The organism is Micromonospora sp. NPDC047753 (genome assembly GCF_040642735.1).
Classification (GTDB): domain Bacteria; phylum Actinomycetota; class Actinomycetes; order Mycobacteriales; family Micromonosporaceae; genus Micromonospora.
Genome location: NZ_JBEYSL010000055.1, coordinates 1 through 21,508 on the forward strand (window position 1 = coordinate 1; position 21,508 = coordinate 21,508).

Below are 21,508 nucleotides of genomic sequence, written 5' to 3' on the forward strand. Positions count from 1 at the left end.
CATCGGCCGACAGCTTCACGTCCAGCGCCGGCAACGCCTCGGCCAGCCGCTGCCGGGTGCGCGCACCGACCAGCGGAACGATGAACGGGTCCTGCCCCCGTCGGTGGGCCGTCAGCCGATCTGGCTCAGCAGCTTCTCGAGCGCGGCCAGGCGCTGCCGAACCTCGCCGAGCTCGTCCCGCACGCCCTTGATCTCGTCCGCCGTGGCCTGGGCGCCGGTGGCGCTGCGCTCGGCCAGCACCCGGTAGCCCTCCTCCCGAGCCGCCGCGTACCGGGCGCGGTAGACGCCCGTCCCGATAAGCCCGGCGACCACGATCATCGCCGTTACGATCACCGCCGCGGCGATGGTGGAGGTCTGTGCGATGTCCAACGCGACCTGATGGGTCATTGCTCACTTCTCCTGTTCTGCGGCCGGCCCGGAGCCGGTCAGGTTCTGTGCGGCCAGTGCGATCGCGTCCAGATCCAGGGACACCGTGAACGGCACCGCCTGGACGTACTTCACCGAGCTGCCGTCCGGTGCGGTCACCAGCTCGCCGGTCACCAGGCCGGCCGCTTCCAATTTCTGCAGGTGCATGTAGAGCAGCGGCCGGTTCATCTGCAGTTGCCGGGCCAGCTCGCTGACGTAGGTCCGCTGCCGGGCCACGGCGGCCAGGATTCGCAGCCGGTGCGGGCTGGCCAGCGCGGCCAGCAACAACACGAGTTCGTCACCGGTCGGCGAGGTGCCGCTCATCCTGGTTTCCCTTCTCAATGGAGGTGTCAGATTTCTCCGACACCCCCTGTCAGGTGAGTCTGACAGGGGAGGGCCGCAGGTGTCAACGAACGCCGTGGCGCGCCGGTCACTGACCCCAGGGCGGTAGCCAGACCTCGATGTCGGGGGCCTGCACCCGCCGGGAGGCGAGGTAGTCGCGCAGTGCCCGCAGCGCGGGATGCGGGTTGTCGTCGCGCCAGATGAGGGACATGGGGTAGACGGGCGCCGGGCCACGCACCGGTACGCGCCGCAGGTCGTAGCTGTCCGGCCACAGGTACCGGGTGCGAACGCCAGCGAGGGTCGCCAGCTCCGCGGAGTCAGCGATCTCGGCCAGCAGCGCCTCGTTGCCGAAGACCGGCCCGACCAGGTCGATGGTGAGACCGAACGCGGCGGCGAGTTCGTCGTAGTAGTCGGCCCATTCGGTGCCGGGGGCCATGCCGGGCATCCAGATGCGGTGCTCGGCGAGTTGCGCGGGCGTGACGACGCGGGCGTTGGCGAGCGCGTGGCGGGGGCCGACGAGCAGTTCGTGGTACTCGTCGATCACGCGGGTGGTCCTGATCGCGGCGGGCAGGTGACGCGTGGCGACGGTGACGGCGTGGAAGGTGGCGTCGACCGTCCCCGCCTCGACGGCGGCCATCGCGGCGTGGACGTCGGCGTCGAGGGTGACGACGTCGAGCTCGATGCGGGGATGCGCGCGGTGGAAGTCCTGCAACAGCACCGCCGGTGCGATCCGTCGGCTGTGCACGTCGACGCGCAGTGCCCGTCGGCCCGGGCGTACGGAGGCGTCGGCGCGCGCCTCCACCCGGAGCAGTTCACGGGCGTGCGGCAGGAAGGTCTGACCGTCGACGGTGAGGTGGGTGCCACGCGCGGTGCGGGTGAACAGCCGTACCCCGAGGTCCTTCTCCAGTGCGGCGATGCGCTTGGAGACGGCCTGCTGGGTGATCGACAGCGCGGCGGCGGCGTCCTGGAACTGGCCGGCGTCGACGGCGGCGACGAAGGTACGGACGGCGTCGAGATTCACCCGGCAAACCCTAGTGACACAACGTCTGGTTGTGGCTCGCCGCTCACCGGGTTGTTTGATCCCTCGTCACCGGGCTTGCTGTGATCGCGGTAGTCAACGGCGGGTTGTCGGGAGCGGGAGGTGTGGGTTTGTCCGCGAGGCGATCCCTGGGACGGCGGTTCGGTTGGTTGTGGGCGTCGTACGCGGTCAGCGCCTACGGCTCGGGGCTGGGTTTCGGGGCGTTGCCGTTGATCGCCGTGCTGGTGTTGCAGGCCAGCCCCGCCCAGGTGTCCGTGTTGGCGGCGCTGGGGCCGGCCGTGGGGGCGCTGATCGCGTTGCCGCTCGGGCCGTGGGTGGAGTTCCGCCGCAAACGGCGGGTGATGATCGCGATGGACCTGGCCCGGTTCGCGGTCCTGCTGACTGTCCCCGTCGCGTACGCGCTGGGTCGGCTCAGCTTCGGGCAGTTGCTGGTCGTCTCGGCCGTGCTCGCCACCACCAAGATCGCCTTCAACGCGGCCAGCGGCGCCTTCCTCAAGGCTCTCGTCCGGCCGGACGACCTGCTGGTGGCGAACGCGCGGTTCGAGTCGACGACCTGGAGCTCGATCGCGCTCGGGCCGCCGCTGGGCGGCGCTGCGGTGGGACTCTTCGGGCCGGTCGTCACCGTCGTGGCCGACGCGCTCAGCTACCTGCTCTCCGCGGTGGGCCTCACCGCCATTCGCGGCCACGAAGACCGCCCCCGGCGCGCCGGCGCGGGCCGGGTCCGGGCCGGTGAGCTGCTCGACGGCTGGCGACACCTGCTGGCCCACCCCGGCCTGCGGGCGCTCTACCTCAACCAGTTGCTCGTCGCCGGGCTCATCATGGCCACCGAGCCGTTGTTGGCAGTGCTCCTGCTCGGCGAGCTGGGCTTTGCGCCGTGGCAGTACGGCCTCGCCTTCGCCGTGCCCTGCGTCGGCGGGCTCATCGGGTCACGCCTGGCCCGTCGGGTGGTGGCACGCCACGGCCAACATCGGATCATCCGCGCCGTGGGCACGCTGCGCGCGATCTGGCTGATCGGCCTCGCCTTCGTCCAGCCCGGCGTGGTCGGTCTCGTCACGGTGATCGCCGTCGAGTTCGCGATCATCATCAGCATGAGCCTGTACAACCCGGTGCTCGCCACCTACCGCCTGGAACAGACTCCGAAGGATCGCGTCGTCCGTACCCTGTCTGCCTGGTCGATCGGCAGCAGCGCCACCATCGCCGTCCTCAGCGCGCTCGGTGGGCTGCTCGCGCAGGCCACCAGCCCGCGCACGGCGATCACTGTCGCCGGGCTGGTGATCCTGGTGAGCCCGCTGCTGCTGCCTCGGCGTTCGGACGCCGATCAGCCGGCACCGGAGCGCTCCGCACGGGTCTCTACGATCGCGTGATGTTCCAGCCGACCTTCCCGATCCGCACCGCACGGCTCGCCCTGCGTCCGGTCACGATCGACGACCTCGACGACGTGTACGCGTTTCAGCGTCGACCGGACGTCGTGCGCTGGATGCTCGGCGCGAAGCCGCGTACCCGTGAGCAGTCGCGGGCGTCGGTGCTCGCCATGGCGGGCGAGGACGCGTGGCGCGCGGAGGGCGACTGCCTGACGGTGGCCGTGGTCACCGACGCCGGAGTGATCGGCATCGTTGAGTTGGTGTGGCGCAGCCGGCTGGAGCGTACCGCCGAACTCGGGTTCGTCTTCCACCCCGACCACGGCGGCCGAGGGTTGGCGACGGAGGCCGCCACCGCGCTGCTGGCCTGGGGGTTCGCCGAGTTCGGGCTGCATCGGGTCTACGGCCGGTGCCACTGTCGCAACACCGCCTCGGCCCGGCTGATGGCGCGACTCGGCATGCGCCAGGAGGCACGCCATGTCGAGAGTTACCTGTTTCGGGGGGAGTGGGCCGACCAGCTCGTCTTCGCGATCCTGGCGCGCGAGTGGCAGGCCGGGACCCGCACGCCGCCGACGTGATCGTTCACCACGGCGACGTGCGGGTCGGCCGACACCTCAGACCTGGCGGCCGAGCCACTCCCGGTAGGCGGTGGGCGCGATGACAGCGTCGTCGCCTGCGATGAGGACGTCACCGGACATGGCGGCGAACATGCCGACGGTGTCGTCGGTGGTGACGGTGCGCTGGTCACCGCGGGCGGCGAGCGTGACGCGCCCCAGCTCGTCGAGGGCGAAGACATCCGGGCCGGCGACGTTGCGGATGCCCTTGAGCGGCGCGCCCATGCTGACCTCGGCGACGGCCTGCGCCACGTCGGCGGCGGCCATCGGCTGCACCGGCGTGCTGGGCAGGCGGACGGTGGTGTCGTCGGCAGTCCAGGACATGATCGACTCGACGAACTCGAAGAACTGGGTGGCGCGGACGATCGAGTACGGGATCGGACCGGCCGTGAGGATCTCCTCCTGGAGGGTCTTGGCGCGGTAGTAGTCCAGGTCGGGCACCTGGTCGACGCCGACGATGGAGAGGATCACCGCGTGGCCGACGCCCGCGCGAGCGGCGGCGGCCAGCAGGTTGTCCATGGTCGTCTGGAAGAAGGCGGGCGAGGCCTCGTCGAAGGTCGGCGAGTTCGTGAGGTTGACGACGACCTCGGCGCCGGCGAGCCCGTCGGACAGGCCCTGCCCGGTGAGCAGGTCCACCCCGGTGGACGGCGAGAGCGGCACCGCCTCGTGGCCCGCAGCCTGCAGGATCTTGACGACCTGCGACCCGATGAGGCCGGTCCCGCCCAGTACGGCGATCTTCATGCCCAAGCACCTTCCCGTGACGTGTGGTCCGACCGCTGAGGCTCAGCCGATACTCGGACCTTCCTTGTCCGAGAACTATACTCGGACACAATGTGTCTGGGTAACGGGGTGGCTAGGGTGACGTCATGAAGATGTCCGGCGGGGTCGAGTGGGCGCTGCACTGCTGCGTGGTGCTCACTACCAGCCACACGCCCGTTCCGGCGGCCAAGCTGGCGGAACTGCACGACGTCTCCAGCAGCTACCTCGCCAAGCAGCTCCAGACGCTCGCCCGCGCCAACCTGATCCACTCCGTGCAGGGCAAGTCGGGCGGCTACGTGCTGACCCGCGCGCCGGAGAGCATCACCCTGCTCGACGTGGTCCGGGCCGTCGACGGGCCCGGCCCGACCTTCGTCTGCACGGAGATCCGCCAGCGCGGCCCCTTCGCGACCCCGGCCGACGCCTGCACCACGCCCTGCCCGGTGTCCCGCGCCATGTGGGCGGCCGAGGACGCGTGGCACCAGGCGCTCGCCGCGGTCACCATCGCCGATCTCGCCCGCGACGTCGACGCCACCTCCGGCCCCGAGGCGCTGGTCGGCATCCAGGCCTGGCTGACCGGCGGAGCCTGACCCGACCCCGCAGATCCGGGCGAACACGGTCAGCCGGTGTGGCGTACCTCGGTGTCCCAGATCTGCGCCCACGGACGCCGCAGCCCCCGACACACGTGGATCGGGCCGCCGTTCTCGTCGTTGTCCACCTCGACCCGCTGGTCCACCTGCCCGGCCGGGGTGCACTGCTCGAACCAGGTGTTGAGCTGGTCGGGGCGCTCCCAGCCGACGGCGATGACCACGTCCGCGTCGGCGGGCGGCCGACCGAAGTCGACCATGCTGTTGTGCCCGGAGTACGCCCGGGGCAGACCACGGGCCGGCCCGTAGCGGGCCACCGCGCCAGCCTCGCCGTAGTTGCCGGTGAGGACGACCGCCCGCGAACGCTCCTGCGGCGACAACCCACGATGGACAGCCGCGAGGGAGTCGGCGAACTCGGGCCAACCGATGGTCTCGCCGGCGTCGTAGTTGACGTCGACCACGAAGGCGGGCAACCGGTCGGCCGGCAGCACCGGCAGCAGCAGCACGACGTTGGGCAGCAGGAACGGCACCACACCCAGCGCGAGCAAACCCCGACGCCACCAGCGTGACCCCCGCGAGGCCCACGCCACGGCGACCAGCGCACCGGCGGCGGTGAGGACCAGCAGCAGCGGCGCGTCGTAGTAGCCCTTGCCGCCGGCGATCAACACGACGCCGACCACCACCAACCACGCCCAGCCCACCGCCCGGTAGGCCCGCCACGCCGGTCGGCGGAGCAGCGCGACGAGACCAGCGATCCAGATCGGCACGGCGTACGGGCTGATGATGACGAACTGGAGGGTGAACGCGTCGAGCCGGCCACTGTAGGAGCTGTCACCGTCGGAGATGGCCCCGGCAACGCCGAGCTGCGGAAAGCCGTTGCTTGCCTGCCAGATCAGGTTCGGCGCGGCCAGCAGCACGGCGATCCCGGCCCCGGCGAGAACCCACCGGTCGCGCAGCAGCCGGCGTGGCCCGGCGATGAGCACCCCGGCGACCAGGCCCACGGCCAGCAGCGCCGGCAGCAGCTTGCTGAGCATGCCCACACCGATCGCCAGCCCGATGCCCAGCGCCCAGCGGCTGTCACCGGTGCGCAGCAACCGCACCGCGCACCACGCCGCGACCAACCAGACCAGCAGGTCGACGGTGGTGGTGCTGAGCAGATGACCACTGGCGAGCACGATGCCGGAGAGCGCGGCGAGCACCGCCGCGAAGAGCTGCCCGCCCCGGCCGGCCCCCAACTCCCGGGCGATGGCGGCGACCAGCAGCACCGCGCCGCCGGCCAGCACCGCCGACGGGGTACGCAGCACCACCAGGTTGCCTGGGGCGATCGTGTCGAGCAGCCGGGCCAGCACCGGGACGAGCGGCCCCTGATCGACGTAGCCCCAGTCGAGGTGCCGACCGGCGAGCAGGAAGTACAGCTCGTCGCGGTGGTAGCCGTAACGGCCGGCGAGCAGCAGGAGCGTCACTGTGGTCGCGGCGGCCACCAGCCACGGGCCGCGGGTGCGAATGCCAGGCTCCGGCGGCCGCCCCGGCTGCGGCGACTGGGTCGGCCGCTGAGGTCGGTCGATCTCGATCGCGGGCTCGCTCACCCGCTCATGATGACTGGCGGCGTCGCCGCGTGGGTGCCCCTACCGGCGTTCGGCACGGTACCGAATGCGCCTGGCCGAAGCGGGTGCGAAGATCAGCTTTGTCACTCGGACCGAAAGGACGATATGCGCTATCGCACTCTGGGCAACACCGGCACCGTGGTGTCCACCCTGTGTCTGGGCACGATGACCTTCGGCGCGGAGACCGACGAGGCCGGCAGCTTCGCCCAACTGGACCGGTTCGTCGAGGCCGGCGGCACCTTCATCGACACCGCTGACGTCTACTCCACCGGTGTCTCCGAGGACATCATCGGGCGTTGGCTGCGCAGCCGACCCGACGTGCGTGACCGCCTGGTGATCGCCACCAAGGGGCGATTCCCGATGGGTCCGGGGGCAAACGACGCGGGCCTGTCCCGGGTGCACCTCACCCGCGCCCTGGACGCCAGCCTGCGCCGTCTCGGCGTCGAGGCCGTCGACCTGTACCAGGCGCACGCCTGGGATCCGCTGACCCCGCTGCCGGAGACGCTGCGGTTCTTCGACGACGCGGTCAGCGCCGGCAAGATCCGCTACGCGGGAGTCAGCAACTTCACCGGTTGGCAGTTGCAGAAGGCCGCACTGCTCACCCAGCACCTCAACCTCACCCCGATCGTGAGCCTGCAACCCCAGTACAACCTGCTGGCCCGGGACATCGAGTTCGAGCTGGTACCGGTCTGCGAGAACGAAGGCATCGGCATCCTGCCGTGGTCACCGCTGGGCGGCGGGTGGCTCACCGGCAAGTACCAGCGCGACACCACACCCACCGGCGCGACGCGGCTCGGCGAGAACCCGCAGCGCGGCGTCGAGGCGTACGCGGGTCGCAACGCCGAGGAGCGCACCTGGCAGGTGCTCGACGCGGTCCGCCAGATCGCCGACGACCGGGGCGCGTCCATGTCGGCGGTCTCGCTGGCCTGGCTGGCGGCCCGACCGGCGGTCACCTCGGTGATCCTCGGCGCGCGGACCACCGACCAGCTCGACGACAACCTGACCGCCGCCGACCTGGTCCTCGACGCCGAGCAGATGCGGCTGCTGGACGAGGCGAGCGCCCCGCTGGTGGGCGACTACCCGTACGGCGCGGCCGGGGTGCGTCAGCGCGGCCGTGACCTGCCGGCCGGGTCATGACCTCGTTTCCCGATCCCACCGACCCGGCCGGCAGCCGCACCGAGGTCTTCCTGCGCTACCTGGACTACCTCCGCCACCTGGGCCACCTCGACGTGGTCGCCGAGCTCGCGGGCGGCCCGACCGGGGAGTGAGGCCGTCGGCTCGATAATGGGCGGATGCCGCTGCTCGTCGTACCAGCCCTGCCCGCCGGGAGCCTCGCCGCCCAGGAGCAACCCCACCTTCCGGTACGTCCCGGGCTGGCCCTGCGGCCGTGGCGCGACGACGACGCCCCGGCCGTCCGGGCGGCCTTCGACTGTCCGCAGATCCAGCGGTGGCACGTCCGCCGCATCGACGGCGACGACGAGGCGCGGGTGTGGACGGCGCAGTGGGCCGGCCGTTGGCGTGACGAGACGGCCGCCAGCTGGGCGATCGTCGACGCCGACGACCGGCCGCTGGGTCAGGTGGGATTGCGGGGCGTGCTGCTGGCCGAGGCGTCGGCGCAACTGTCGTACTGGTTGGTGCCCGCCGCGCGTGGTCGGGGCATCGCCACCGAGGCGCTGAGGGCACTCACCCGGTGGAGTTTCACGCGGGCCGGTCTGCACCGGCTGGCCCTGGATCACTCGACCGCCAATACGGCGTCGTGCCGGGTGGCCACGCGGGCCGACTTTCCGGTGGAGGGCGTGCTCCGGGGGTCGGTTCGCCACGCCGACGGCTGGCACGACATGCACCTGCACGCACGGCTGCGCACCGACGGCCCGATCTGATCACCCGATCTACTCGATGGGCGGCGCGGATGGCGCCGACAAGGAGCAGAAGCGCGACCGCCAGCCCTTTACCCGTCGTCTCGGCGACGTGGAAGATCAGCGCGACAAGGCTGAGTGAATCGCCAGCGTACGAGACGAGCCGTGCCGAGAACAGCGTTCGGAATGGCCTGTTGCGGCGAAGCGTCTGGATGGGACGCAACGGCGCAGCGTCTGCCGTGGCAGACGCTGCGCCGGACATCTCGAAGGTCCCCTGTCGCCGAGGGCCGCGGTGAGGCATCGTGCCGCCGATACCCGGGACGGGTGAACCAGCCTGTGGGTGAAGGTAGCCAGGAGAGCGTCGGTGAGCACCGTATTTGCTGTTGTCGGGAGCTGGTTCAGGAAGCGATCGGGACGTCGGTGGTGGCCCCGCCGGCGTCGGTGACCCGTACCTCGGTCGCTGTCGCGGGCAGCAGTGCCGCGTCGCGGCCGACGTCCTGCCACTGGCCGTCGCCGACCCGGAAGCTCAGCGCTGACCCCTCGGCGGCGACGAGAACGCCCTGGTCGTCGGGCAGTCGTAGCCGCACAGGCAGGGGTGCCGACCAGTCCGCGGTCGTGCTGGCCACCGCCTCGAACGGCAGATATGTGCGGGCGAGCAACGCGATGACGCGGGACGGGTCGTCGTCGTACTGGACGGTTGTCACGAGGAGCCGCTGACCGTCGGGGGTTGCCCCGTAGACCCACAGGAGTGGAGATCCGTTGTGCGTGTGCGCTCCAGCAGGGTCGAAGTATTCGGCGAGGGCTTCGGTCGGCGCGTTCACCTCTGTGGCAGCCGGGTCGGTGCCCCAGACCTGCTCCGTGCCGGGCAACGTGTGGCGGAGAAGCGGTGGCGCGGGCCGATCCTTGTTGTCGGGGAAGAGGATCTCGCTCGTACCGTCGATGTGAATCGCGTTCTGCCGTTCCACGGGAGTCCTGGAGAGCGCGACGGTGAGCTTCGTGCGCTGTGGCGGCACCGACAACACCGCCGCACCGTCTCGGAACACCACCGGCTCGAAGGTCCGCTCGACCTTGCCATCGGGTTCGTACCTCAGTTGCGCGGAGAACTCCACCGGTTGCCCGAAGTCGAGCACAAGGAGCACGTCGCGCTGCGGTCCGAGCAGTACCGCCTGCTCGAGGCCGTCTGTTTCGTTGTCGGTGGCCTGCGTCAGGGTGCGCACGCGCGGACCGCCGGCGGTGGGTTCGACGAATCCCACCGTCGTGCCGTGCGCGGTGGCGTGGGCCACGTAGGCGGCCGGGCCAGCAGGCGTACCTCCTGCCCAGACGACGTGCGGTTCGCCGCGCGTCCGATCCCCGGCCTCCTTGATCCGGCGCTGCCACACCTGGCGGACCTGCCGCAGGTATCCCTCGTCGGCGGCCAGATCACCGCGAGTGGGCTGGTCGAGCAGCGGTGAAGCGGCACGGGTGTCTCCGGCGTCGCCGGGCAGGTCGAGAACGCCAGCCATGGGCACGGCCACCACTGCCGCGCAGAGCGCCGCCAACACCACTCGCCGGCGCACCATCCGCCGCCGCCCACCCCGACGCACCTCAGCGAGCAGATCCGGCGGGCTGACCAGGTCGTCCGTAGCGCGATGCAGGATGCCGCGCACGTCACTGTCGTTCATGGTCATCGCGAACTCCCGGTTCCAGTGATGGGCATGACGAGGTTCGACCCGGCCAGCGCCTCTCGCAGCCGAGCCAAACCACGGGAGGCGTGACTCTTCACCGCACCCTCTGAACAGCCCATCGCCGCCGCAACGTCGACGACCGGCAGGTCTTCCAGGTAGCGGAGCACGACAGCGGCCCGCTGCCGAGCCGGCAACGCCCGCAGCGCCCCGACGACCAGTTCACGAACCGCCACCGCGTCGGCGTGGTCGCGGGCAACCCCGTCGTGGTCGCCCAGCGACTGTTCCGGACGGCGGGCACGCCACCGCCACCGGTTGATCGACCGGTTGACCAGCGCACGTCGCGCGTACGCCTCCGGGCTGCACTGCACCCGACGCCAGCGCACATACACCTGCTCCAGCACCTCCTGGAGCAGGTCCTCGGCGGTGTGCCGGTCCCCGGTCAGCAGGAAGGCAACCCGCAACAGCACCGCCGACCGTGTGCGAACGAAGTCGTCGAACTCCGCCCCGCGCGAATCCCGCATCTGACCTCCCGGCCTTGTCAACCAGCAAGACACCAGGTGCGCTCGCGAGGTTTACCGGTCCCAGCAACTTTGCCCGGTGGATCCGTCCCGCCGGGGGCCGGTTGTTCAGCGGGCTTCGGCCTGTCCGTAGTTTCCAGACCAGAATCAACGCTAAGGCGGTGGTTTTGTGGCTGCTCAGGATGTGTTCTCGGCGGAGGAACTGGCGCGGCTTCGGGGTTCCCGAAGATCAACCGGGCGGAGCTGATTCGGGACTTCACGTTGACCGGGGCGGACGAGGCGTTCGTGCGCCAGTTCCGCACCGTGCGGGGCGTGGCGGTCCAGCTGCCCGACCCACCACGAGAACGTCTCACTCCGGCCCTTGAGGAACGAACTGGGTGGGCGTCGGTGCCGACGCCCACCCAGTTCGTGGTGCTGCGATTTGCGAACCGCCCGTTCAGAATGCGGAGGCGCTGGCGGTGAGGGCCACGCCAGCGGCGGCCCAGGTGCCGCGCAGCGCGACGCCGACCGGGCCGAGGCCCGACGTGTCCAGCGGCCTGCCCGAGCTTCTGCCGCCGACCGTCGGCTCGCGCCGGTATGCCGATCCGGCGTCGTTCGTGCTCACGCCCGAGGCCTGGGCGCTGCAGAAGGTGGAGTTCGGTCCCCTGGTCGGCAAGGCCGGTGACACTTTGATACGGCTGTCCGGTTGGTGCTGGGTTCAGGCTGTCTTGACCGCGCCGGCGACGACGTCGGTGAGCGGCGTGCTCGGGCGTCCGATGAGTCGCTGCAGGTCGGTGCTGGGCGTGAAGAGTTCGCCACGGCTGACGCCGAGGTCCGAGTCGACCAGCAGGGCGGCGAACGGCGCGGGCACTCCGGCGCCGACCAGCATCTCGGTGTACGCGTCGGCGGGCAGGTTCTGGTAGGCCACCGGCTTGCCACTCTGAGCGGCGACCTCGGCGGCGAGCTCGGTCATGGTGTAGGGGGTGCCGCCCAGTTCGTACACGGCACCGTCATGACCGTCGCTGGTGAGCACGACGCCCGCGGCAGCCGCGAAGTCGGCCCGGGTGGCGCCGGAGATCTGGCCGTCGCCCGCAGAGCCGGCGATCGTTCCGTATTGCAACGCGGTGGCGAGGTTGTCGGTGTTGTTCTCGATGTACCAGCCGTTGCGCAGGAAGACGTACGGTACGCCGGACTCGCGAATCATTGCCTCGGTGGTCCGGTGCTCTTCGGCGAGCATCGTGCCGTTGGTCTCAGCGCGCAGGGTGCTGGTGTACGCGATCAGCTGGACACGGGCGGCCGCCGCGGCCTGCACGGCGTTCCTGTGCTGCGCCAGCCGCTGGCCAACCTCGTTGCCGGAGATCAGCAGAAGTTTGTCGGTGCCGGCGAACGCCGCGGCGAGGGTCTCGGGCCGGGCGTAGTCGGCCTCGCGCACCTGAACACCACGCTCGGCGAGGTCGGCGGCTTTGTCCGGGTTACGCACGGCGGCCACGATCTCGCCGGCATGCACGCCGCGTTGCAGCAGATCCTCGATGACGAGGCGGCCAAGGTGACCGGTGGCGGCGGTAACAGTGATCATTTTCGGTTCTCCCGATGTCGGTTGGCGAGCTACCTGCCTACAGGATGCACTAACTATGAGAAAGTGCCAACCTCTGGAGAGTGCTGTCATTGATCGGGTACGTTCCAGCGGTTACCGTCATAGGCATGTCCACTGCACCGCGAGACACCCTCGACGATCCGATCGACGACCTGATCGTCGACGTGTTCAACCGGGCCTGCCCATCTCGCCAGACGATGGAGACCGTTGCCGACAAGTGGGGGACGCTGGCCCTGGTCGCCCTCACCGAGGGCTCCTACCGATTCAACGCCCTGCGCCGCCGGGTGGACGGGGTAAGCGAAAAGATGCTCGCGCAGACCCTGCACGCCCTGGAACGCGACGGCCTGGTGACCCGCGACGTGCAAGCCACCATTCCGCCCCGGGTGGAATACACGCTCACCGCCCCGGGCGCCCGCATCGCCGCCACGCTGCGCGCCCTGCTCGAGGCGATTGAATCCGAGATCCCCGCGATCATGACCGCACGCGAGGACTATGACCGGCGACGCTGACCCCCCTCGGCGCACGACCGGTCCACCGGATCGCGGTGTCAAGGGATCGATGAGGAGCGGCGGTAACGGTGGCAACTGCGTCGAGGTTGCCGACAACCTTCCGGGCGTGGTCCTGGTCCGCGACACGAAGGACCGCGACGGCGGCACGCTGACATTCAGCCCGCAGTCGTGGCGTGGCTTCGTCGCGATGGCCCGCGACGCCGGCTGACCGACCACATCGAACAATGGCACCCGGCCAGCGCCGGGAGCCTTTGTCGTGGGTAGGGCAGGCCGGCGGTCACCGCGCGTCGTCGATCGATCTGGTCAACGGACGGCGGCGGGGTCGGCCGGCTGCGGTTGCGGGGTCGTCGGCCAGGTGAATCGGCGTACGCCGGGAACGAGGGCGGTTCCCGCGCAGGAGGCGAGCACCAGCAGGCCGGCGACGGCCAGCGGGACGGGTGCGCCGAACGCGTCGGCGGCCAACGGCGCCAGCGCGTAGCCCAGCGGCATGGCGCCCAGCGACACCAGCCAGTCGTAGGAGGTGACCCGAGCCAGGACCTCCGGTGGGAAGTGGTGCTGCACGACGGTCTCCCACACCGGGTTGAGGTAACCGAGGGCGGTCAGCGCCACCGCGTAGGCGGCGATGACCGCGGGGGCGGGCGCGGCGACGGCGAGCAGGAACAGCGGCGCGGCGTAGCAGGCCAGCCCAAGGTTGGCCAGCAGCACCGGCCGGTGCAGCCGGACCCGCCCGGCCAGCAGCGATCCGGTCAGCATTCCGATCGCGCCGGCCTGCAACAGCAGCACCCAGGTCGTTTCGCCGCCGAGACGGTCGATGGCGACGGCCGGACCGAGGGTCATCAGCACGGCGGCGGCGCCGTTCCAGACGCCGTGCCCGAGCAGGCTGGTCCAGAACCAGTCGCGGGCGCGTACCTCGCCGAAGCCGTGTCGCAGGTCGGCGAGGACGGAACGGCGGGGGACCGGCACGTGGCGGACCCGCACCAGCGCGAGCAGCGTGGCGCTGAGCGCGAACGACGCGCCGTCCAGGATGAACGCCCAGCCGGGCCCGGCGGCCCAGATCAGCGCGCCGGCCAGCGCCGGGCCGGCGAGGCGGCTGGTGTTGGCGGTGATCCCCATCAGGGCGTTGGCCCGCTGCCGGTTGGCGGGTTCGACGGTGCCGGCGACCAGCGGGGAAGCGGTAGGGATGGCGAACGCCGAGGCGGTGCCGCCGAGCGCGGACGCCACCACCACCGTGGTCAGCGACGGGTCGCCGCCGAGCAGCTCCACGCCGACCGCGAGCTGCGTGGCGCAGCGGACCAGGTCGGCCAGGAGGGCGACCCGGCGGGCGTCGAACCGGTCGGCCACCACCCCGCCGAACGGCAGCAGAACCAGTCGGGGCACGACCGCCGCGGCGAGGACGACGGCCAGCGCGCCGGTGGAGCCGGTGGACCGCAGCACGGCCAGCGCCAGGGCGGCGGGCACCACCGCGTCGCCGAGGGCGGAGATGGTGCGCCCCAGGAACAGCAGCCGGAAGGAGTGGTCGCGTAGTGGGTGAGTCATTGCCACAACATACTTCGGCGTCGAATATTTTGACAATGAATATTTCGGCGTTGAGGTAAGGTGACACGGTGACCACCACTCCGGACGCCGTCGACCGGCACATCGAGCGCTGGCTGCCCGTGGTGCCCGACCTCGACGCTGACGTCGAGGGGGCGGTGACCAGGATGATCCGACTGACCCGGCACCTGCGGGCCGTCAAGGAGCGGGTCCTGGTCGACCTCGACCTGCCGGCCCACGAGTACGACACCCTGCATGCCCTGGCCGGCCGCGGTGGCCGGGCCGCACCCTCCGACCTCGCCGTGGACCTCACGATGGCCCCCGCCTCGATCACCGCGCGGGTGGACGCGCTGCTGCGGCGGGGCTTCGTCCGCCGGATTCCGTCGACAGTCGACCGTCGACGCGTGGACGTGGAGCTCACCGAGGCGGGCCAGGCCGCCTGGCGCGGGGCGATGGAGGTCCAGGGCGCTGAGGAGCATCGCCTGCTCGGCGCGCTCACCCCGACCGAGCGACGACACCTCTCCACCCTGCTGCGCCGGGTGCTGCTCGTCGCCGAAGAGCCACAGAGCACGCCGCAGGCCGACTGAGCGGGGTCGAACATCGCGTGGCAGCGCGCGTACCGCTGATGCGAGGGTGACCGGCGTGACTGCGCATGTGCTGGCCGGAGCCCTGGCCGACGACGGGCGGCGACGGATCTTCGCGGTAATCGTTCGAGCCGGGCACCCGCTCTGAACGTCGACTACGGGAACCGTCTGGTCGCGGAGGATCTTGCTAGCCTCGGCGCATGACCTCCTGCACGCCCGCCGATGGCCCGCCGGACCTGTTGTTTCTGCTCTCCTGGGCGAGTCACGCGTTGCAGACCGAGCACGCCGCCGGGTTGGCCGAGCTGGGCATATCGCCGCGGGCGCACTACGTGCTGGCGCAGGCCCACACCGGCGAGCTGACCCAGCGGGAGATCGGCGAGCGGTGCGGTGTGGACAAGACCACGATGGTGGTGACGCTCGACCAACTTGAACGGGCCGGGTTGGCCGAGCGCCGCCCGGTGCCAACGGACCGGCGGGCCCGGATGGTCGCTGTGACTCCAGCGGGCGAGCAGGTGCTGCGGCAAGCGCAACACGTGGTCCGACGCATCCAGGACGACCTGCTGGCAACCCTGCCCGAGCAGGACCGGGAGGTGTTCCTGCGGGCTCTCCTGGGGTTGGTGAGCGGACCACTGGCCAACACCTCCCCGTACGCGCCGGGGGCCCGTTCCGGCTGTTAGTTCCGAGAAAGATAGTTCCGAACAAGACTATCTGTTACGGTCGTACTCGTTCGTTTCCCCTGAACGAGGAGCCGTCATGAGTGCTGCCACCGTCACGACCCCCGCCCCGTCATTACTGCGCCGCCGCGCACTCGGCGTCGCCGCCGCTGTCGTGGCCCCCCTGGCCATCTGGGCGATCGGCGCGTTGGCCGGAGTCGACTACACCGTCGAGAGCCCGGGCCAGCCCGCCACTGTCATCGGGGCCGGCGCGATCGTCATGATCGCCCTGGTGGCCGCCCTGCTCGGCTGGGCGTCGCTGGCGCTGCTGGAGCGGTTCGCCAGCCGGGTCGCTCGACCGGTCTGGATCTCGCTGGCCATCGTCGTGACGGTGCTGTCCTTCGTCCCCGTGCTCAGCGTCGAGGCCACCGGCGGCGCCAAGCTCGCGCTCGGCGCGACGCACGTGGCCGTGGCGGTCGCGTTGATCGCCCTGCTGCCCCGCCCCCGTCGGTAGACGGCACCCTGGTATATCCCCGCCCACCTCGTGTCGCGCTGACCACGGGGTGGGCGAAACCCTCAGGACCTGACGCGCCGAGGTTGCTAGCATCGCTGTCATGGCACGAGGTATCTGGTCGCAGAAGGTCCGCTCCGCCCGCTGACGGCGGCGCCCTTCGTTCTGCTGAATTCGCGCTCGCCGTCCCGGTTCCCGCCGGGCGGCCCGTTAGCTGCTGCCCGGCTCCATCGCGAGCTGCGGAGCACCGTTGAACCTCACACCGAACCCCGAAACCATGTCCCGGCCCGTCGAGGCCGGCAGCGCGCACGTCCGCGCCACCGACGTCACAGTGACCCGCGCGTCCCGGCGCGTCCTGACCGACGTCTCGGTCACCGTCTCCGCCCGTTCGAGGGTGGCGGTCGTCGGCGAGAACGGCCGCGGCAAGACGACGCTGCTGCACGTCCTCGCCGGGCTGATCACGCCGGACGGCGGCACCGTGCGGCGGGCCGGCACGATCGGACTGGCCCGCCAGGAGCTACCCGCCCGCGACGGCGAGACGGTCGGCACCCTCACGTCCGAGGCTCTCGCCGCGTCGCTCACCGCCCTCGCCGCGCTGGACGAGGCGACTCTCGCCCTGGCCGCCGGCGGCCCGAGCGCCGAGGACCGCTACGCCTCCGCGCTCGACGCGGCCACCCGCCTCGACGCGTGGGACGCCGAGCGCCGCGTCGACGTGGCACTGGAGGCCCTCGACGCCTGCACCGACCGCGACCGCCCCCTGGCGACATTGTCGGTGGGGCAGCGCTACCGGGTGCGGCTGGCGTGCCTGCTCGGCGCCCGCCACGATGTGCTGCTGCTCGACGAGCCGACCAACCACCTCGACGCCGGCGGCCTGGACTTCCTGACCCGCCGGCTCCGCGAGCACGACGGCGGTCTCGCCATCGTCAGCCACGACCGGGCGCTGCTCCGCGACGTCGCGGACCGGTTCCTCGACCTCGACCCCACCCACGACGCGAAGGCGCGGCTCCACGCCGGCGGTTATGACGCCTGGCAGGACGCCCGCCGTCGCGAGCGGGAGCACTGGGAGCAGGAGTACGAGCAGCAGCAGGCCGAGCGTCGACGACTCCAGGACGCGGTATCGAAGGCCCGCGACCGGCTCTCCACCGGATGGCGACCGGACAAGGGGACCGGCAAGCACCAGCGCCAGTCCCGCGCGCCGGGCGTCGTGCAGGCCCTGAACCGGCAGCAGGACGCGCTCCAGGCACACCAGCTCGACGTACCGAAACCGCCGCCGACGCTGCGGTTGCCGGACCTCGGCGTACGGCAGGGCGCGCCGCAGGTACGCGCACAGGGTGTCGCCGTCGACGGGCGGCTCGCCGGTCCGGTCGACCTCACCATCGACGGCGGTGACCGGCTGCTCGTCACCGGGCCCAACGGCGCCGGGAAGTCCACACTGCTCGCGGTGCTCGCCGGAGCGCTCGAACCCTCCGTCGGGTGCACCTGGACGGCGAGGGAGGCCCGGGTCGCCCGGCTCATTCAGGAGACCGCCGGGCAGGCTCCCGACCTCACCGCCGACGAGGTGTACGCCGGCCAGGTGGGGCGACTGGTGTCCGCTGGTGTGCTGCCCGCCGCCGAGGCCGTGTCGCTCGGATCCCTCGGGCTGCTGGACTCCGCCGCGACGCGTACGCCCGTCGGGCGGTTGTCGCAGGGGCAGCAGCGCCGCCTCGATCTGGCACTGGTGTTGGCCGGGCGACCAACAGTGATGTTGCTCGACGAGCCGACCAACCACCTGTCGTCGACGCTTGCCGACGAGCTGACCGCCGCGATCCGCGCGACGAGTGCCGCTGTCGTCGTCGTCACCCACGACCGGCAGCTGCTGCGGGATCTGGCCGACTGGCCGCTGCTGCGGGTCGGCGAGCCCACGACACCGGGCACCCGGGCGACCGGATAAAGCCGTTGACCGGGCGGTGATGATCAACAGGTGACCGTCACCGCCCGGCCCACCTGGACGACAAGCACCAGCCGGCCCGACCACCCCGACGCGGTGCTGCTGCTGCGCGAGTACATGACCGAGATGGTGGTCCGCTACCACCGTCGCCCGGCCCGGCCCGGTGAGGTCGACGCCGCCCTGGCCGAGATGCCCAGCGGCGACCTGACCACGCCGAGCGGGCTGCTCCTGCTCGCGCGCCACGGCACCGACCTGGCCGGCTGCGCCGGGCTGCGCTGGCAACCGGGATGGGCCGAGCTGACCCGGGTGTTCATCCGCGGCGAGCATCGCGGCGCCGGTGGGGGCGCCGTGCTGCTGGCCGCCGTCGAGGAGCAGGCCCGCGCGGCCGGGGCGGACCGGATCCGGCTCGACACCCGGCACGACCTGGTCGAGGCCCGCGCCCTGTACGCCCGGCACGGCTACGTGGAGATCCCGGCGTACTCGCGGGGCCCCTACGCCGACCACTGGTTCGAGAAGCAGTTGACGTTCGCTTCCGAAGGCGCTAAACAAGAAGAGGAAGTTGAGTCACCCCGGCTCAACCCATCACCTTCGGCCAGGAGATCCGAGGAGGCATGACCATGTTGATGCGTACCGACCCGTTCCGCGAGATCGACCGGCTCGCCGAGCAGTTCTTCGGTACGGCGGCCCGTCCCGCGACGATGCACCTGGACGCCTACCGCGACGGCGACCACTTCTACGCGGCGTTCGACCTGCCCGGCGTCGACCCGGACAGCATCGACTGCACCGTCGAGCGCAACGTGCTCACCGTCCGCGCCGAGCGTCGCCGGCCCGCCGGCGACGGCGTCGAGCTGGTCGCCGCCGAACGCCCGATGGGCACCTTCACCCGGCAACTGTTCCTCGGCGACACGCTCGACACCGACAAGCTGGAGGCCGGCTACGAGAACGGGGTGCTGACGCTGCGCATCCCGGTCGCCGAGCGCGCCAAGCCCCGCCGGGTGACCATCCAGGCCAACGGCGCCGCCCGCCGGGAGATCAAAGCCTGACCCGACGCGGTGACGGGTGGGATCGGCGCGCCTGCACGCCGATCCCACCCGAGGCTGAGAGCCTTTTTCACATGGTGTTCTCCGACGCTCCGGTGCTCGCCCGCCCGTCCGCGCCACCGGCGCTGCCGAGCGGACCGGTCGAGGTCACCGAGGCGTGGCTGCGCAACCGGCGGCTGTCCGAGCACACCCGCGACGCCTACCGACGTGACGTCACCGGCTGGCTCACCTGGTGCAGCGATCACGACCTCGACCCGCTGCGGGCCACGTTCCTGCACGTCAACGAATACGCCCGTGCCCTGGAGAACAGCCTCGGCACCCGCAGTGGCCGCCCACTGACCCCGGCAACCGTCGCCCGCCGACTCTCGGCGCTGTCCAGTTGGTACGACTTCCTGGTCAAACTGGGCGCTGTGCCGGCCAACCCGGTCTCCGGCGCCGACCGCCCCCGCGTCGACCGGGACCACTCCGCCACCGTCGGGCTCACCCCCGAGGAGGTGGACGCCCTGCTCAGCGCCGCCGACGCGGACACCGGCGCGACCGCCGTCCGCAACCGGGCAGCCCTCGCGCTCCTCGCCGACCTGGGCCTGCGGGTCGGGGAGCTGATCTCGCTGGACCTGACCGACCTCGGCACCGAACGCGGCCACCGCAGCGTGCGTTTCGTCGGCAAGGGCGGCAAACAACGCCGCCGCGCCCTCACCCCCGGCACCGGGCACGCCCTGGACGCCTACCTGGCCCAGCGGGCCGCCACCACCGGCGTGCCGGTGCCGCAGCTCACCGGCCCGCTGCTGGTCACCGCCAGCGGTGCCCGGCTGGACCGGCACTCGGTGTTCCGGATGGTCCGTCGGCTCGCCCGCGCCGCCGGCATCCCGGCCTGGGCGAAGCTGTCCCCGCACTCGCTGCGGCACGCCTTCGCCACCACGGCCCGCTCGGAGGGCGTGCCGTTGGAGGACGTGCAGGACGCCATGGGGCACGCCGACCCGCGTACCACCCGCCGCTATGACCGGGACCGGCACAACCTCGACCGCGACCCGGCGTACGCGGTGTGGGCGGCCCGGTCGCGTCGTCGCGGCTGAGCAGCGCGGGCGGCACTGCCGCGTCTCCGCATCCGCCCTGCGGGCGGGGGCAGACGCAGATCGGCAGAAGCTGTCACGCGGTGGGGCCCGACAACGTCGCCCCCACACTCACTGCGGCCTGGTGTCGGACCCCCGTTCTACGGTCGGCGGATGAGACACGGTCTGGAGATTTCCTGCGGCGGAGCCTCGATAGCGGTGTCCACACTGGTCGAGCTGGGTGAGCTGGCCGAACGCGCCGACTGGGACGGCGTGTTCCTGGAGGACTATCTGATCCACTATTCCGGCGACGAGCCGTTCACCTACGACCCGTGGCTCGTCCTCGCCGCGATCGCCGGGCGCACCGACCGGGTGCGACTGGGCACCACCGTCACCGCGCTGCCCCGACGCCGCCCGGCGAAGTTGGCGCGGGAGGTCCTCACCCTCGACCACCTCAGCGCGGGCCGGGCGACGGTGGCGGTCGGTGTCGGTGATCCCGGCGACCGGGGTCTGGTCGCCTTCGGCGAGCAGACCGAGGTGTCCGTGCGGGCCGCGATGCTCGACGAGGGTCTCGACCTGCTGACCGGGCTGCTCAGCGGTGGGCGGGTCAGTCACCAGGGCACCCACTACCGCGCCGACGGGGTGTCGCTGCGCCCTGCGCCGGTGCAGTCGCCGCGGGTGCCGGTCTGGGTCGGCGGCAGCACGCAGGCCGGGGCGGTGCGCCGCCGGGCCGCCCGCGCCGACGGCATCGTGCCGTACAAGCTCACCGACACCGACGGGTGGTCCGACTTCACCCCCGACGAGGTCCACGACCTGGCGAACGCCCTGCCATCGACGCGCGCCGACGGTCAGCCGTTCGACGTGGCGATCGGCGGCCGGCGACGCCGCTCCGACGAACGCGCCGAACGGGCCTACCTCGGCGAACTGGCCACCGCCGGGGCCACCTGGTGGTTGGAGTTCGTCCCGGCCGGCGATCCGGCGACGATGCGCGCAGCCGTTGCCCGAGGCCCCCTGCGCTGACCCGGGGTCAGGGGATGTCGAGGGGCCAGAACGTCACCCGGGCCGTGCCGTCGCGGCAGATCAACCCGGCGCCGACCCGGCGGCAGTCGGTCACACCCGCCGGGAGCACAGCGGACACCCGATGACCGTCGCGCCCCACCGTCGCGACCAGGGAGCGCCTGCCGTCGGCCGCCATCCCCAGCACCACCAGGGGTTCCGTGGCGACCCGTGGGCCAGCGACCGTTCGCCAGCGCGCCCCGCCCGGCCACGTCCACACCCGCACCCCGCTGCCCGCGTCGATCGCCCAGCGTCCCTGCTCGTCCTGCCCGCAGAGCAGACCCTGGCAGGGCCGCAGGATCAGGTCACCCGGCTGCACCGGCGACCGCC

The 21,508-nt window shown here is 71.6% G+C and carries 27 protein-coding genes and 1 pseudogene; 17 read left to right on the forward strand and 11 right to left on the reverse strand.

Annotated elements, in window-relative coordinates; all coding sequences use genetic code 11:
• Positions 1-111 precede the first annotated feature (111 nt).
• The 3 genes from ABZ749_RS07465 to ABZ749_RS07475 form a co-directional block, all read right to left on the reverse strand.
• Positions 112-387, reverse strand: coding sequence for a hypothetical protein (locus ABZ749_RS07465; RefSeq protein WP_357223919.1), 276 nt, complete (start codon positions 385-387; stop codon positions 112-114).
• 3 nt (positions 388-390) lie between these two features.
• Positions 391-729: a winged helix-turn-helix domain-containing protein gene (locus tag ABZ749_RS07470; RefSeq protein ID WP_357223922.1), complete on the reverse strand. Its 339-nt coding sequence runs from the start codon at positions 727-729 to the stop codon at positions 391-393.
• A 106-nt stretch (positions 730-835) separates the two neighbouring features.
• Positions 836-1,768, reverse strand: a complete 933-nt coding sequence (locus ABZ749_RS07475) for a LysR family transcriptional regulator (RefSeq protein WP_357223925.1) — start codon at positions 1,766-1,768, stop codon at positions 836-838.
• Between the two features lie 128 nt (positions 1,769-1,896).
• Between ABZ749_RS07475 and ABZ749_RS07480 the strand changes: the two genes are divergently transcribed.
• Positions 1,897-3,150, forward strand: coding sequence for an MFS transporter (locus tag ABZ749_RS07480; protein ID WP_357223928.1), 1,254 nt, complete (start codon positions 1,897-1,899; stop codon positions 3,148-3,150).
• Entirely contained in the window at positions 3,150-3,722 is a 573-nt protein-coding gene (locus tag ABZ749_RS07485; protein ID WP_357223931.1) for a GNAT family N-acetyltransferase, read from the forward strand. The genes ABZ749_RS07480 and ABZ749_RS07485 overlap by 1 nt, the downstream gene beginning before the upstream one ends.
• A gap of 36 nt (positions 3,723-3,758) precedes the next feature.
• Here the strand turns inward: ABZ749_RS07485 and ABZ749_RS07490 are convergent, their stop codons facing one another.
• Entirely contained in the window at positions 3,759-4,499 is a 741-nt protein-coding gene (locus ABZ749_RS07490; RefSeq protein ID WP_357223934.1) for an NAD(P)H-binding protein, read from the reverse strand.
• A gap of 125 nt (positions 4,500-4,624) precedes the next feature.
• On the opposite strand from ABZ749_RS07490, the gene ABZ749_RS07495 reads away from it, so the two are divergent.
• A complete protein-coding gene (locus ABZ749_RS07495; protein ID WP_357223937.1) occupies positions 4,625-5,104 on the forward strand; it encodes an Rrf2 family transcriptional regulator in 480 nt (159 codons plus the stop codon).
• Positions 5,105-5,133: 29 nt separating this feature from the next.
• Here the strand turns inward: ABZ749_RS07495 and ABZ749_RS07500 are convergent, their stop codons facing one another.
• Complete coding sequence (locus ABZ749_RS07500; RefSeq protein ID WP_357223940.1) at positions 5,134-6,687, reverse strand: glycosyltransferase family 39 protein; 1,554 nt, start codon at positions 6,685-6,687, stop codon at positions 5,134-5,136.
• A 123-nt stretch (positions 6,688-6,810) separates the two neighbouring features.
• Between ABZ749_RS07500 and ABZ749_RS07505 the strand changes: the two genes are divergently transcribed.
• Genes ABZ749_RS07505 through ABZ749_RS07515 form a run of 3 tightly spaced genes read left to right on the forward strand, consistent with a single transcriptional unit; the run spans position 6,811 to position 8,585 of the window.
• A complete protein-coding gene (locus tag ABZ749_RS07505) occupies positions 6,811-7,842 on the forward strand; it encodes an aldo/keto reductase (RefSeq protein WP_357223943.1) in 1,032 nt (343 codons plus the stop codon).
• Positions 7,839-7,973 (forward strand): hypothetical protein, encoded by a 135-nt coding sequence (locus ABZ749_RS07510; protein ID WP_357223946.1) that lies wholly within the window; start codon positions 7,839-7,841, stop codon positions 7,971-7,973. Before ABZ749_RS07505 ends, ABZ749_RS07510 begins: the two co-directional genes overlap by 4 nt.
• Positions 7,974-7,997: 24 nt before the next feature.
• A complete protein-coding gene (locus tag ABZ749_RS07515) occupies positions 7,998-8,585 on the forward strand; it encodes a GNAT family N-acetyltransferase (RefSeq protein WP_355007501.1) in 588 nt (195 codons plus the stop codon).
• A gap of 374 nt (positions 8,586-8,959) precedes the next feature.
• On the opposite strand, the gene ABZ749_RS07520 is transcribed toward ABZ749_RS07515, so the two are convergent.
• Entirely contained in the window at positions 8,960-10,228 is a 1,269-nt protein-coding gene (locus ABZ749_RS07520) for a hypothetical protein (RefSeq protein WP_357223949.1), read from the reverse strand.
• Positions 10,225-10,746, reverse strand: coding sequence for a SigE family RNA polymerase sigma factor (locus ABZ749_RS07525; protein ID WP_357223952.1), 522 nt, complete (start codon positions 10,744-10,746; stop codon positions 10,225-10,227). The genes ABZ749_RS07520 and ABZ749_RS07525 overlap by 4 nt, the downstream gene beginning before the upstream one ends.
• 166 nt (positions 10,747-10,912) lie before the next feature.
• Here ABZ749_RS07525 and ABZ749_RS07530 point away from each other — a divergent pair.
• A pseudogene (locus tag ABZ749_RS07530) lies at positions 10,913-11,070 on the forward strand (DUF4158 domain-containing protein); the annotation flags it as partial.
• Between the two features lie 109 nt (positions 11,071-11,179).
• Here the strand turns inward: ABZ749_RS07530 and ABZ749_RS07535 are convergent.
• Together ABZ749_RS07535 and ABZ749_RS07540 are read right to left on the reverse strand one after the other, a co-directional pair.
• A complete protein-coding gene (locus ABZ749_RS07535) occupies positions 11,180-11,347 on the reverse strand; it encodes a hypothetical protein (protein ID WP_357223955.1) in 168 nt (55 codons plus the stop codon).
• A 93-nt stretch (positions 11,348-11,440) separates the two neighbouring features.
• Positions 11,441-12,298 (reverse strand): SDR family oxidoreductase, encoded by an 858-nt coding sequence (locus ABZ749_RS07540; protein WP_357223958.1) that lies wholly within the window; start codon positions 12,296-12,298, stop codon positions 11,441-11,443.
• Positions 12,299-12,423: 125 nt separating this feature from the next.
• Between ABZ749_RS07540 and ABZ749_RS07545 the strand changes: the two genes are divergently transcribed.
• A complete protein-coding gene (locus tag ABZ749_RS07545; RefSeq protein WP_357223961.1) occupies positions 12,424-12,825 on the forward strand; it encodes a helix-turn-helix domain-containing protein in 402 nt (133 codons plus the stop codon).
• Between the two features lie 49 nt (positions 12,826-12,874).
• A complete protein-coding gene (locus tag ABZ749_RS07550; protein WP_357223964.1) occupies positions 12,875-13,033 on the forward strand; it encodes a DUF397 domain-containing protein in 159 nt (52 codons plus the stop codon).
• Between the two features lie 95 nt (positions 13,034-13,128).
• On the opposite strand, the gene ABZ749_RS07555 is transcribed toward ABZ749_RS07550, so the two are convergent.
• Positions 13,129-14,361, reverse strand: a complete 1,233-nt coding sequence (locus tag ABZ749_RS07555; protein ID WP_357223967.1) for an MFS transporter — start codon at positions 14,359-14,361, stop codon at positions 13,129-13,131.
• Between the two features lie 68 nt (positions 14,362-14,429).
• On the opposite strand from ABZ749_RS07555, the gene ABZ749_RS07560 reads away from it, so the two are divergent.
• From ABZ749_RS07560 to ABZ749_RS07595, 8 genes are all read left to right on the forward strand, one after another.
• On the forward strand, positions 14,430-14,945 hold the full coding sequence (locus ABZ749_RS07560) for a MarR family transcriptional regulator (protein WP_357223970.1): 516 nt from the start codon (positions 14,430-14,432) through the stop codon (positions 14,943-14,945).
• Positions 14,946-15,142: 197 nt separating this feature from the next.
• On the forward strand, positions 15,143-15,619 hold the full coding sequence (locus ABZ749_RS07565; RefSeq protein WP_357223973.1) for a MarR family winged helix-turn-helix transcriptional regulator: 477 nt from the start codon (positions 15,143-15,145) through the stop codon (positions 15,617-15,619).
• A gap of 76 nt (positions 15,620-15,695) precedes the next feature.
• Positions 15,696-16,109 carry a DUF6069 family protein gene (locus ABZ749_RS07570; RefSeq protein WP_357223976.1) on the forward strand — a complete coding sequence of 138 codons (414 nt, stop codon included), beginning with the start codon at positions 15,696-15,698 and terminating at the stop codon, positions 16,107-16,109.
• A 247-nt stretch (positions 16,110-16,356) separates the two neighbouring features.
• Positions 16,357-18,036, forward strand: coding sequence for an ATP-binding cassette domain-containing protein (locus ABZ749_RS07575; protein WP_357223978.1), 1,680 nt, complete (start codon positions 16,357-16,359; stop codon positions 18,034-18,036).
• 30 nt (positions 18,037-18,066) lie between these two features.
• Complete coding sequence (locus ABZ749_RS07580; RefSeq protein ID WP_357223981.1) at positions 18,067-18,648, forward strand: GNAT family N-acetyltransferase; 582 nt, start codon at positions 18,067-18,069, stop codon at positions 18,646-18,648.
• Positions 18,649-18,650: 2 nt separating this feature from the next.
• Positions 18,651-19,076, forward strand: coding sequence for an Hsp20/alpha crystallin family protein (locus ABZ749_RS07585; protein ID WP_355007589.1), 426 nt, complete (start codon positions 18,651-18,653; stop codon positions 19,074-19,076).
• Between the two features lie 71 nt (positions 19,077-19,147).
• Positions 19,148-20,146, forward strand: a complete 999-nt coding sequence (locus tag ABZ749_RS07590) for a tyrosine-type recombinase/integrase (protein ID WP_357223983.1) — start codon at positions 19,148-19,150, stop codon at positions 20,144-20,146.
• Positions 20,147-20,296: 150 nt separating this feature from the next.
• A complete protein-coding gene (locus ABZ749_RS07595) occupies positions 20,297-21,142 on the forward strand; it encodes an LLM class flavin-dependent oxidoreductase (protein WP_357223986.1) in 846 nt (281 codons plus the stop codon).
• Positions 21,143-21,149: 7 nt separating this feature from the next.
• Here the strand turns inward: ABZ749_RS07595 and ABZ749_RS07600 are convergent.
• A partial coding sequence (locus ABZ749_RS07600; protein ID WP_357223989.1) for a hypothetical protein occupies positions 21,150-21,508 on the reverse strand: 359 nt, incomplete at its 5' end.